This is a genomic window from Dapis brunnea BLCC-M229 (assembly GCF_050015995.1).
In the GTDB taxonomy this organism is placed as follows: domain Bacteria; phylum Cyanobacteriota; class Cyanobacteriia; order Cyanobacteriales; family Microcoleaceae; genus Trichodesmium.
This window is the reverse complement of record NZ_JBNHEP010000286.1, coordinates 1-12,785: the sequence shown is the minus strand read 5'-3', so window position 1 is coordinate 12,785 and position 12,785 is coordinate 1. Positions and strand designations below refer to the sequence as shown.

Sequence of the window (12,785 nt, the reverse complement as noted above, 5' to 3'; positions counted from 1 at the left end):
TGTTTGTTCAGGATAAAACAACTAAAAGGCAAGACGCTCATTCTACAAAACTATTCAGGAAAAACAACGTGCAGACAGAGCAGTATAAATGCTCAAGGAAAGAGGAATTAATCCGGATAATGTATAAGCATTATTCCAAAAATTTAAAATTCTTGGTAGGGGTTTGGTCTCCAAACTCTCTAGTAATATTGTTGGTAGTCTGACATAGTAATGATATACAGGAATAAGGAATACCTGGAACGGGAGCAAGATGCTCCCACTACTATTCCCTATTACCTCTTTTCTATATATTTATCAACCATGCAAAAAAATCAACTCAAACAAAAACTCAAAAACGGCGAAACTGTACTCGGACCTTTTATGAATTGCGCTTACCCTGCATTCATAGAAATTTGTGGTATAGCAGGATTTGATTTCGCAGTGATCGACCTCGAACACGGACCTCTAAATATTCTAGTAGCAGAAGACCTTTGTCGTGCTGCTGACTGTGGAGGTATTGCTCCCGTTGTCAGAGTCAGCAAAAATGATGCCGCACAAATTCAACGCGCTCTTGATATTGGTAGTGCAGGTGTACAAGTTCCACAAATAGAAACAATAACCGACGCAGAAATAGTAGTGCAAAGTGCTAAATATAATCCCATTGGTTGCCGTGGTTTATCATTTGGAACTCGCGCCGGAGTTTACACTTCAGCAGGTAGTAATATTACCGATAAATTAAATGCAGAATCTTTAGTTGTAGTTCATGTGGAAGGTACAAAAGGCATTGAAAATCTGAGAGAAATTGTTACAATTCCTCATATTGATGTGATTTTTCTCGGTCCTTATGATTTATCTCAGTCTTTAGGCATTCCCGGTCAAGTTGATGATATTCGAGTAGTTGAATTAATGCAAAAATCAGTAGAAATTATTCGGGGTTCTGGAAAAGCCGTTGGTACTTTTACTAATAATTCCGAGACTGCAAAAAAATGGATTGACTGTGGAGTACAGTATATTGGATTAGGTATAGATGTGAGTATTTTTCTACAAGGTTGTCAAGCTTTAGTTAAAGCAGTAAGAGGTTAATTTTGACTAGGGAAAGAAGGGGCACGACAAGGATTTTCTCAACGGATGTACGGATGATTCGCACGAAGAATTAGGAAACCATTTTTTTACTATCTATTAAGTAAGTAGGTCTAATTAAACGTTCAAAAAATTGTAGGGGCGGGTTTAATAGAAAGCCTTGACGTAAGCTCAATATACTTCTCAAAACCCGCCCTCTAATGTTGCGAACCTTTATGCTTACCTACTTAGTTAATCAACTTGTTATAAACCATTTTTTTGAGTAATTTGATACATATTTTTACAAAAATTAATAGTTTGTATACTATTTAGCAACACTTCTCAGAAACCTAAGATATACTAAAAATATAGACAATATAAAACTCAAATTTTAATCAATAAAAAAGGAGAAATACCTATGCAAAAAATCTTAGAATCAATTAATTTAGATTACGCTTTTATGTTTACCTACAAAAAGGTAAATTCAATTAGCATGGAAGGGTTTGAAGAGTTTTTTGCCGACCTTCCTGTTGATCCCTATATGAAAGCCAAGTATCGTTATAGAAGACTTTCTCGTTTTATTATCTCAGGAGAAGAGTTAATAAAACAGCCTCACGGTTATCTTTTCCAAAGCAAAGATTATAATCCTGTAGTAGGAGATATTAAAAGAGAATTTGCTGAAATAGATGACAGACTTATTGCCTTAGATAACTTTAAAAAAATGATTTTAGCCTTCTGTGATTCCTGCAAAATACATCCAGAAGCAGAAATAGGGGTGCATCAAATTAGAACTATTTGTTCCCCTAATAATTCAGGTAATCCAGCACCCGAAGGTATTCACAGAGACGGCACAGATTTTATTGGTATATTTGCAGTAAATAGACATAATATTCAAGGAGGCGCAACTCATCTTTATACTGCTAGAAAAGAAAAGCCAGTATTTAGTAAAATTCTCAATCCTGGAGATTTATTATTGGTAAATGACCATGAATTTTTGCACTTTACAACTCCCATTAAACCTGTGACAGAAGAGATGGGATATCGGGATGTATTTGTGTTGACTTCTCCAAGTTTGATTAATTAAAGAATGACGAAGTAAGAAGCAATAAGCAAGAAGGGTGGGTGAATATTTGCCCGCCTTTTTACTTGAATAAATAATAGACATCTCCAGAAAATAAACTTGCTCTTTATTTAACATCAGCTAGAGTTTTCAATAATTGATAATTACCTCTCCCTAAAACGGATTGGATTGAATAAAAGGAAAATTTTTTCTCTCTTGGTCGATTGGATATGGCGTTAGCGGAGCGGCTCTGCAAGAGCAGGAGACCTCGCCATCCCATCCTAACGGAATGCTCCGCAAACGACCGCTTGTTTCTCCACGGCGAGTGAGAGGCTTTAAACCTTAATTATTCGGTAAAAGTCACTTTCCGAAATCATTTTTTGTACATTTTGTGTGTAAATTTGTTCCCTGTTCTTTACTATGCACAAAAAGTCTATATCTTTTTCACGCCTATGTCTAATAACTATGATTCTATACTAATCCCATAATATTTGTGAAAAAAGCAAATATTACAACCTATTTAGGATTGCTATATGTGTTATTACGAGGGGGATAATTAAAAGTTAATTTTGAAACTTATAAATTTATATCCTCCGAAGCAATCTTTTTTTTGAATAAAAAGTCAGTATTTTCCACAGTTTCCAAACAACCAACAAAAAGCTTAACCTGTTAATAGAAAACAACTCAAATTTTCTAATTAAAAGGTAATATTGTTTGGAATAAAAAAATTATGTCCAATGACTCGGAACGAAACTCTGCCGTTAACGCAGCAGCTACAAGTAAAGTCTACCACGCCCAATTTCAAGACTTATATGTTAGTGCGACGCGAAAATTTTATCGAGGTGGAGTACGTCCAGGAGAAGCATCAAGAACTTACGCTCAAGCTCAAGAAATGTTTAACAAAGTTCCACCATCTCAACGAATGGGAACGAATGCTGAAAATGCTGCTAGAAATATCCGAGACTATTTGTCTGATAAAGACGCTAGTCACGTTAAACCACATAGCAAAGGTGGTTCAAATGACCCCAGTAATATTAAGTGGGAAAACGCCAAAAACAATAGAGCGCGCGGTAACAAAGACATGAGTTTGCAGGAACAGACGAACCTGGGGGCAAAATGGCACGTTGATAACTTGACGGGAGCGGTGAAAGCGGGAGTCAAAGCAACACCCATGGGAGCAGCGATAGGTGCGGTAACTACTGCGCCTTTTTCTATGTTAAGCAATGGTTTGCGTGTAGTGCGTGGAGAAATGTCTGGGGGTGAAGCAGTTTTGGAAACTCTGAAAGATACGGCAACGGGTGGTGCTGTGGGTGCTGCATCTGCTTTTAGTATTACTACAGTTGCTTCTGCTTGTCCACCTATTGCTATGGCGTTGAGTGCAATTTCGCCAGCATTATTAGCTGTGGGTGGCGCGGGTATGGTTTATGAGTTTTTCCACATTTTAGAAAGTCACAAGCAAGCAGTCAGGAAATATTATCAGTCTTTGACTAAACAAGAGTTACAATGTCTGCAAGAAATAGAGGATGAATTAACTTATCAGCACCAGAAAAATTTAGATTTTTTGGCAGAAGCAGATGCAATAAATGAACAGATAAAAAATAGACCTTGTGAACCAGGAATAGAAGGAGCGGTGAAGCGATATTTAGACTCAGTGGCTATAGCTAAGTCATTAGGAGTAATGCCTAATAATTCTCGACATTTACCTGGTAATTCTCAGCAAGGTTTTTTACCTACAAATAGTTAAATTTTATTGACATAAAAAGCTCGTAGTTGGGCTTTAGCCCAAAACATATTTATAGGGCTAAAGCAAAACTACAAACAAATATAATTTTTCCAGGAGTTAATTATGGTTTTTCCTTTGATTTTTGGTGCAGTCGGTGCAGCAGTGGGAGCTGCTGTCGGAGCTTTTACTACTCATGCAGCAGGAGAAAAAGATAGACAAGCAGCAAAACATCACCGCAAAGTTGCTAATGAATTATCTGAAAAATATGCACAATTGGAGCAAAGATATTATGAATTAGCAGATGAAAGTCAAAAGCAAATTCAAGATTTAATTCGACAAAAAGCTTTAGACGAAGTAGAAAAAGATTGTCTACGTTTGGCTTTAAGATTACAGCAAAATTTACTTTTGCTAATGCAGGCAATTGACTCCGAACCATCAACAGCAGCTCTAAATAATTTTCGAGAAGCAGTCAATTTTACTAACCATGTTTTATCTCAACTAAATGAGGAATTAATAGTTATTTCTGTTGACTATTGGAACCGAAATTTAAACCGCGCTAAAGAAAGAGAATATTTAGGAAGTTTTAGTAAAGCTGAACAAGAATTTAGGTCGTCAAATAAATCTAGTTTTTCTCAAGAAAATTCCTATACTAAAGGTCAGAATAAATATTCTAGGAATTACAACAAAAAAGATATGTATTATCTAGAATTTAAACCAACCTATAGACAAATTTATGAAACAGGGGAACAACTTTTAAAATATCTGCAAGAATTAAGAGCAAGTCGCCGGAATGAAGGAGACAATACCCATAGATTACAGGGTATTGAAAATGATATTATTCAAGTTATCAATACTTTGAACAACCAAGAATACTTTAAGGAAAATCAAACAATAACTCTTCAAAATATTATTGACAATTCTGGCTGGCATTTCTTGAGCGATAGTTTAGTGAAAATTGATCGAGTTGCCCAGGATATAGAAAATAGTCTGAAGATAGAAATCAGAGGTTTGAAAAATCAATTGGAGGAACTTCATAAAAAAGTCAAAAAGTACAGAAAAACTGAAGTAATTTATTGAGCATTACCTAAATTATTAGGTTCGTAGTTTTGCTCTAGCCCAAAACATATTTATAGGGCTAAAGCCCAACTACAAACAAATATAATTTTTCCAGGAGTTAATTATGGTTTTACCTTTTATTATTGGCGGGATAGGTTTAGCAGTGGGAGCTGTTGCAGGAGCTTTTACTACTCATGCAGCAGGAGAAAAAGATAGACAAGCAGCAAAATATCACCGTAAAGTTGCTAATGAATTATCTGAAAAGTACGCAGCATTGGAGCAAAAATATTATGAATTAGCTGATAAAAGTCAAAAGCAAATTCAAGATTTAATCAGGCAAAAAGCTTTAGATGAAGTGGAAAAGGATTGTCTACGTTTGGCTTTAAGACTACAACAAAATCTAATTTTATTAATGGCAGATATTGATAGAGAACCTTCAATTCCTGCTTTACAAAGTTTTCGAGAAGCAGTAGATGTTACTAACGAAGTTCTCTGCGAACTCAACGAAGAATTAATTTTTATCCCCAGTTATTATTACGCTCGAAATAAGGTTCGGGCGATTCAACAACAACAGCTTGTTAATTCCCAGAATCGACAATTTTTTTCCTCTCGTTTTGACATAAGCTAAAGGAGAATATTCAATGGAAAATAATTATCTAAATTCCGATTCTGCAAAAGTCATCGAATTGGCAAAACAAGGAAATGCTGAAGCAGTTGCCGAGATTTTAAACTACTTACTCATAACTGATGGAATAAAAACAAAAAGTTTTTTCAATCGGGGAGTTGTAGAAGTTATTGTCAAAGGAAAAAACATCCCTACCCCAGACAAATTTATTCAGCGAATTAGGCAAATAATTGAGCATTTGCAACTCAAATTTATCAGCAAAGTTAAAATTTATGCTCAAGATGAAATTACGAAATCTTTGATTTGGCATCAAGAATTTGAACCAACACAAAAAACAGTTTTACCTAATCATCAACCTCTAGAATCAAATTATCAACAACCACCTACCATGAATCATAATTATCAAAATATCTTCTCTCAAAACTTTCAACAACTGCACAACAGAATTAATCAAACAGGAACTAAAATTTTACAATTTCTGCAAGAATTTCGGCGGGGTAAACTCACAGAAGGAGATAAGACTCAAGGATTAGAAACTGTTGAAAATAATCTCGTTCAAGCTCTCCAAAACTTGCAAGAGCAAAAGTATCAAGTAGCAGTAGTCGCAGCAATGAAAGCTGGTAAAAGTACCTTTCTCAATGCTGTAATTGGGGCGGATATTTTAGCTAGTGAAAATGCAGCTTGTACTATTTGTCGAACCGATATTAAACATATTTCTCATGGGGAAACTCCGAGACTTTTAGAGTATCGCGAACTTAGGGAGCAACCTGTAATTTTAGTTGCAGGAAATGCAGGAGAAATTCAACATAAATTTTTAGAACGTACCAGAGAAATTCGGGAAAAAAATAATCCCGATAAAACAATTAGATTTGAAGTGGAACATCCCATAGAAGCTATTAGTCAAATTCCTTCATTAGCAGGTTTTTCTCTACTCGATACTCCCGGTCCGAATGAGTGGGATTCGGCTAATTTTAATACGGTAAAATTAAAGCGAACTGCATTAGAAGCTTTGCGAACTTGTAACGCAATTCTATTTATTTTAGATTACACTTCCTATAAAGATAATGCTGTTTCGGACTTATTCAAGGAAGTAGTAGAAAAGCGTCAGGAAATACTCACTAAAAATGCAGGTAAGGTTTACTTTATCCTGAATAAAGTTGATTTAAAAGGAGAAAGAGACCGAGAAATTCGTGAAGTTATTCAAGACTTAAAACGAGAATTGATTGGTTTTGGTTTTCCTAATCCAACAATTTATCGTGCCAGTTCTCTACAAGGACTTTTAGCAAAATTAATTGATAGTGGGAAGGCAACTAAAGGTCATATTGAAGATTTTAAGAAGTTCTGTAGTTCTCGATATTCTCAGGAAAATGAAGATGGTGATTTAATTACACCAGCACCTCATAAAATTGCCTCTCAAGCATTTTTGGATAGTGGAATTCCAGAAATAGAAGAAATGGTAATTCAGACTATTACTAAAAATTCCGGAGTAAATCTTTTAGAGGATGTTTTGGCAAGACTGGAAAAAGTAGTTAAAGGGATTGAGGATAGTTTAAATACTCAAATTCAAGGATGGGAAATTGAACTGGAAACTCTGAAACAAAACGTTCAAGAATATGCTGAAAAAGCTGATAATGCTGAACAGCAGGTTTTAGAAGTAAAAAAGTTAGTCAAGCAACAGGAAAAAAAGTTAACTGAAAGGTTTGATCAAAAATTACAATCATTTGCCACAGATGCTAAAAAGCAGATAAAAACAGAAATTGCACAGTTGGCTAATTCAATATCTGACCAGTCCAAATTTGAGAAACCAACTCAGTCAAGAAGTGGTTTATTTAGAGCAATTTTTCAAGCATTTGATAATCTATTGAATCAAGTTGCGCGACAGGAGTCAAACAATATTTATAAAGTCAGATTTAAGGAAGAGAAAGATGCGGAAAAGTTGATAAAAACAGTCAATGAATACTGCTCGCCTCATATTCAGAATTTATGGGTAGATGTGCAAGATAAAATGATTCGGGAAGGAACTAAAATTCGGAAAGACTTAGCAACAGAAATACAAAGAAAAATCCAAGTAATATCTAATCAACTTTCTGCTTACCTTGGTGAGTCCTTGCAAATACAGTTAAATATTAATCCGATTATTATTCCTCATCTCAATTTTGAAGGAATGATTGATGATAAAGTCGATAAAATTCTGGAGAGAATCAAATATATAGAACAAACACAAGAGGCAAGAAAGCGAAAATGCGAAGAAGATGAAGTATATTTTGTCGATGTCGAAGTCAAAAGCTTTGAAGTAGACTTGCAGGCAATTTTACAATTAATTTGTACTAGAATTGATGAACAAATTGTAGATAGTGCTGCGGTAATTAATTTAGTCATACAACAGCAAGTTAAGGAAGACTTTCGCAGTGCAGAAATGCAAATCAAAGATTACACAAATAAATTTCAATCAGAACTTGAAGCTTTAGTTTGGCAACGGGAAAGTAAGGGAGTAGAAGCAGAGAAAATTTACTCAAATTTGCAGATTTATCAAACTAGGTTATCTGAATATATGGAAGAATTAGATAAACTAGAAAAATCTTTGGATGAATTAAAGAAAACAAAAGCTTAAAATCAGAAAGCAGGAAATATTTAGTTAAGTTTTCCGATGCAGTGCGGGCATCTTGCCCGCTAGTAGTGTACTCAGATTAAATCAGATGTATATTTGGCCCTAAAGCGCAACTACAAACAAAGACTTTATTATAACTAATTATCCAAACACAGTATTAGTTAAAAATAATTTTTTTCCGGATATTATCATGGTCTTACCTTTAATTATTGGTGCAGTTGTTCTGAGAGTAAGTCGGAGCTTTTCCAGGAGCTTTTAGTACTTGTAATAATCAAACTTATGGCTAATATAGCGATACTAATATTAAACATAACATGATTTTTCATCAACACTTTCACCATGATTTTATTCTTACCTTTTCTTCACTCTCCACAATTCCCCATCTACAGTAGACTCAAATTCCCACTCTGTTGCTTTCAGTGCTTCCCCTAGTTTCCCAGAGGGTTGAAATACAAATATCTCTGACTCATTTTCAACCATTTCTAAATTAGGCGACTTACTCAATAACAATAGTCGAACTTTATCATCTAATATATAACTGAATGAAATTAAGTTTGCCGTATTAGTATAATCATCGCCTAGATCGGTCAATAATATTGGAGAGTCGCTACCATTAACTTTTTTCGCAACTTCCGCATTAAAATAACTTATACTTTTATTCCACCAAGTATCAGAAAAAGCACTGATGGTACAGGATGCAATACTAGCAGTTAACAATATTGTTAAAACTACCCGCTAGTATTTTTGACTCAAATATTTCTCTAATAAAAAAGAATATTACAGCGCTTTTCAAATTGATGAACCAGATCGTCACAACCATAACCTTGTAAAGAAATTCCATGGAACGTCCCTACTGTGGTTTACCCAAATGAAAACTGCTGTAAGATAGCTAAAGCACTTAATATTTCCTACGTTCGGTGGGTTACGGCGGAAAGTTAAGGGTTTGGTGAGTAAGCATAATTATTGCCACCTTTTCATCTCGGCGACAGCCGAAACTCACTCTACGGCTATAACTATAACTGAGATGACAAACAGTCTCTAATGCCGAGAACAAATTTATCTAAATTTACGTCAAGTCTAATAAATAGACATCTAAATATTTAACTTGTCTAGATTATATCACTGTAAAACTATGATTTTATCCCGGTTTAATTCTCTCAATAAATGTTTATTAGGTACTGCAACTGTAGCAGCAATTGTTATTACTATCCCCACAGTATCAACTGCTAAAACTGCTCAACAAGTAGCAGAAATTGCTACACCAATTACAGTACAAATTAATAGTAACTTAGGTGATGGTTCAGGAGTAATTATTGCCAAAGATAGTAATATTTATACCGTGCTGACTGTTAATCATGTTGTTCAAGATTCTAGTATTAAATATAGTGTCAGAACTAATCAAGAAAAAGACTATCAAGTAATTGAAATTGTCAATTTACAAACAACTGATGAAGAACCAGATTTAGCAATAGTTAAATTTGAAAGTTCTGATACTTATCCAGTAGCAACTTTAGGTAATTCGGAACAATCAGTTATTGGTTCCCAAATATATGTTTTTGGTTATCCTGCCACTGGTGGTTTATTTGGTACAGATAGAGCGCCAGAATTATCTCCAGGATTAGTAACCAGTCGCCCTAAAACTCGCCCAGAAGGTTATACTTTACGTTATCAAGCTGTTACTTGGAGTGGCATGAGTGGGGGTCCAGTTTTTGATACAGATGGTCGTGTTATTGGTATTCATGGGCAAGGAGAATTTGGCTTTGCTCAAACTAATTCTGGGGATGTAGCGCCAATTAAAACAGGATTTAATGCGGCAGTTCCTATTAATAGTTTTATTAGAAAATTATCTGCTGCTGGTATTAATCCTTCAGACTTAATTTTAGATGATACTCCAGCAGCGAGCATTCCTGTTTCAACAATTAATCCTCAAAGTTCTGAAGCTTTATTTTTTAAGGGTATAACTGATTTAGATCGGGGAGATGCTTGGGAGGCGATCGCTAATTTTAATCGTGCTTTAGAAAAGGAACCTAACAGTCCAGAAATATATTTTAATATGGGTATTGCTCGAAGTTTATTAGTTAACCCTCACGAACCAATAACTAGAGGTCCAAATCCAATTAAAGATTATACTAAAGCTATTGAACTTAATCCAGGCTATGCTGATGCTTATTATAATCGTGCTAATGCTTATTATCGAAATAGTCTGACTTATCAAAAAATGGAAGATAAGAAAAAAGCAAATCAACAACTTCAGCAAGCAATAAAAGATTTGCGTAAAGCAGCGGAGCTTTATCAGCAAGGTGGCAGGGTTAAAGCTTATCAAGACACCCTAGATTTAATTCAAAAATTCAGGGATTTATACTAATTAGATTTAGACATAAACTTTATCAGCTATTGATTTTAGAGGAGGTAAGACCAATTGAGAGAAAATTAAAAGTTACTGCTAAGGTAAGCTTCTTTAAGCTTAGAAATAATTATTCATTATTTGCTGTTAAGGCAGTTACCGAAAAATTAAGGTTTAAAGCCTCTCCTTTCAAGGACAAAAAGCGGTCGTTTGCGCAGCATGACCTAGGATTGGGATGGCGAGGTCTCCGTTCCCTCCGGGACGCTATCCTACGGAATGCTCCGCAAACGCGTTTCATGTCGCGCAGCGAAACGCTAGCCTCCAATCGACCAAGAGAGCGGTCGTTTGCGGAGCATGACCTAGGATGGGATGGCGAGGTTTCCCGAAGAGTGCAGAGCCACTCCGAAGTTCGCCATATCCAATCTCCCCTTGAGAACAAAAAAATTCCTTTTAACCAATCCTCAATGTTTTCAGAAGAGGTAATTATTAATTATTAATTATTAATTATTGAAGACCCTGGAGGCTAGCTGATTGCTAAGAGCTGAATCCTTAGAGTATTTTTTGTTTGTTCCCTGTTCTACTCCATCTAGTAAGAAATTACTGTATATTATTGCTCTAAATTTGTCAGTTCCTTAATTTGACGTCGATGCTTGGCTTTAAGAGATTTAATAGTTCTTTGAAGCTGAGTTTCATAGTTTTGTTTTAATTCTTTAATTTTTTGCTGAAGCTGATTTTGATGTTTATGATTCATAGATTTCATGCTTTCCAACATAGATTCTTGATGAATTTCTTCTGATTCTTTAATTTTCTTTTGGAGCTGATTTTGATAATTTTCTTCTAAATATTTCATAATTTCTGTCAGTTTTTGCTCATGTTCATTCTCTAAGTTAGTAATTTCTTGTTGATGCTTTTCTTGTAAATATTTGCTCATATCTTGATTTTTTTGCTGATTAATTGCTTCTAATTCTTGAAACATTTCGTGATACTTTACTTGCCAAGAACGATTATTTTCTTGAATTTCATGTTGACAATTTCTTTCTAAATCTATTACTTGACGAGAATATTTATCTGTCAAATTTTCTATGGTTTCTTGTGCTTTAGATTCAGCAAATGCTAATTTTTGTATATGTTCATTTTCTAATAATTTAATCTGCTCCTTTAGTTGATTTTCTAATTGAACTTTCTCTGTCGTATGTTTCTGAATTTCTGCTTCTAAAGCTTGAATTTCTGTATGTAATAATTGAAGTTTATGTTGCTGTGCTTGCTCAATGTCATAGATTTTTGCCTGAGCTTCTCGTAATTGTCTTTCATGATTTTTGGTTTGTTTTTTTAACCGCTTTTCCAATAACCAATAAGCACAACCTAAACCTGCTAGAAAACTAACAATTGTACTGAGTATTAATGATGTTATGAGCATAATTTTGACTATTTCCTGATTTTTCTTCGGAGTAACTATAAATCACACTATTCCATAAGTAAATTATTTAAAATATAATAATAGCATAGGTAAGCATTCAGCTAGCTCGCGGTCAGCAATCAGCTTTCTAATGAATAATATCATCTGCGCTGGTATCGTTTGCGTAAAAGCTAGGGTGAATATATACAGGAAATTTAAGTTTTTTCCAGCTTTTAAACCCTTTTTCCTTCTTCCTTCTTCCTTACCTTACAATACCGATGCTACCGGACATGATATAATTCCTTATATGCTTAAAAGAGTATACTTTAGTCGTAAATTTTAATTCTCCTTGGAGACTAATTCCTCCTTCATATGAGTGAGATAATAAGTTGTAGAACTTATAGCTGACAGCTGTTAACGTAGTTCCTCCGTTTGCACAGCATTTCGCAGGAAAGGAGGCTAGCTGATAGCTGAATGCTTACTAGCATAGACCATGCTATGTATAATGAACAGTAGATATTCCTAATTTAATAAATGATAATGCAAGACAAATCAAAATATTTAGAATATACTCGCGCTCATGTTTTGATTTCTGGAAAAGTTCAAGGAGTTGGCTATCGCTTTTCTACATCACAAACAGCAGTCAGTTTAGGTATCAATGGTTGGGTGAAAAATTTACCTGATGGTAGAGTAGAAGCTGTTTTTGAGGGTAGGAAGGAGACTGTGGAAAAGATGATTAACTGGTGTTATACAGGTCCTAGGTCTGCTGTTGTTCAGGATGTTTTAGTTAGCTATGAGCAAGTTGAAGGAATTGAAGGTTTTGAAATTTATCGTATATCCTAGACATTTGGTGAAAAAGATATAGACTTTTTGCACATAGCAGGGAACAGGGAACAGGGAACAGGGAACAGGGAACAGGGAACAGGGAACAGGGA

The 12,785-nt window shown here is 34.9% G+C and carries 10 protein-coding genes; 8 read left to right on the top strand and 2 right to left on the bottom strand.

The genetic code is table 11. From position 1 onward, the window contains the following. The first annotated feature begins 300 nt into the window (after positions 1-300). The 6 genes from ACP6PM_RS32860 (at position 301) to ACP6PM_RS32835 (ending at position 8,113) form a co-directional block, all read left to right on the top strand. Positions 301-1,062, top strand: coding sequence for an HpcH/HpaI aldolase family protein (locus tag ACP6PM_RS32860; RefSeq protein ID WP_426591053.1), 762 nt, complete (start codon positions 301-303; stop codon positions 1,060-1,062). Between the two features lie 394 nt (positions 1,063-1,456). Beyond that, a complete protein-coding gene (locus ACP6PM_RS32855) occupies positions 1,457-2,122 on the top strand; it encodes a 2OG-Fe dioxygenase family protein (RefSeq protein WP_426591052.1) in 666 nt (221 codons plus the stop codon). Positions 2,123-2,828: 706 nt separating this feature from the next. Next, entirely contained in the window at positions 2,829-3,842 is a 1,014-nt protein-coding gene (locus ACP6PM_RS32850) for a hypothetical protein (RefSeq protein ID WP_426591051.1), read from the top strand. 102 nt (positions 3,843-3,944) lie between these two features. Then, positions 3,945-4,898: a hypothetical protein gene (locus tag ACP6PM_RS32845; RefSeq protein ID WP_426591050.1), complete on the top strand. Its 954-nt coding sequence runs from the start codon at positions 3,945-3,947 to the stop codon at positions 4,896-4,898. 103 nt (positions 4,899-5,001) lie between these two features. Beyond that, complete coding sequence (locus ACP6PM_RS32840) at positions 5,002-5,505, top strand: BAR domain-containing protein (RefSeq protein ID WP_426591049.1); 504 nt, start codon at positions 5,002-5,004, stop codon at positions 5,503-5,505. 13 nt (positions 5,506-5,518) lie between these two features. Continuing rightward, positions 5,519-8,113 (top strand): dynamin family protein, encoded by a 2,595-nt coding sequence (locus ACP6PM_RS32835; protein WP_426591048.1) that lies wholly within the window; start codon positions 5,519-5,521, stop codon positions 8,111-8,113. Positions 8,114-8,461: 348 nt separating this feature from the next. On the opposite strand, the gene ACP6PM_RS32830 is transcribed toward ACP6PM_RS32835, so the two are convergent. Next, complete coding sequence (locus tag ACP6PM_RS32830; protein WP_426591047.1) at positions 8,462-8,827, bottom strand: hypothetical protein; 366 nt, start codon at positions 8,825-8,827, stop codon at positions 8,462-8,464. A 415-nt stretch (positions 8,828-9,242) separates the two neighbouring features. Here ACP6PM_RS32830 and ACP6PM_RS32825 point away from each other — a divergent pair, with 415 nt between their 5' ends. Then, a complete protein-coding gene (locus ACP6PM_RS32825) occupies positions 9,243-10,475 on the top strand; it encodes a tetratricopeptide repeat-containing S1 family peptidase (protein WP_426591046.1) in 1,233 nt (410 codons plus the stop codon). A gap of 586 nt (positions 10,476-11,061) precedes the next feature. Here the strand turns inward: ACP6PM_RS32825 and ACP6PM_RS32820 are convergent. After that, a complete protein-coding gene (locus ACP6PM_RS32820) occupies positions 11,062-11,871 on the bottom strand; it encodes a coiled-coil domain-containing protein (protein WP_426591045.1) in 810 nt (269 codons plus the stop codon). Between the two features lie 519 nt (positions 11,872-12,390). Between ACP6PM_RS32820 and ACP6PM_RS32815 the strand changes: the two genes are divergently transcribed. Further along, positions 12,391-12,693 (top strand): acylphosphatase, encoded by a 303-nt coding sequence (locus ACP6PM_RS32815; RefSeq protein ID WP_426591044.1) that lies wholly within the window; start codon positions 12,391-12,393, stop codon positions 12,691-12,693. Positions 12,694-12,785 lie beyond the last annotated feature (92 nt).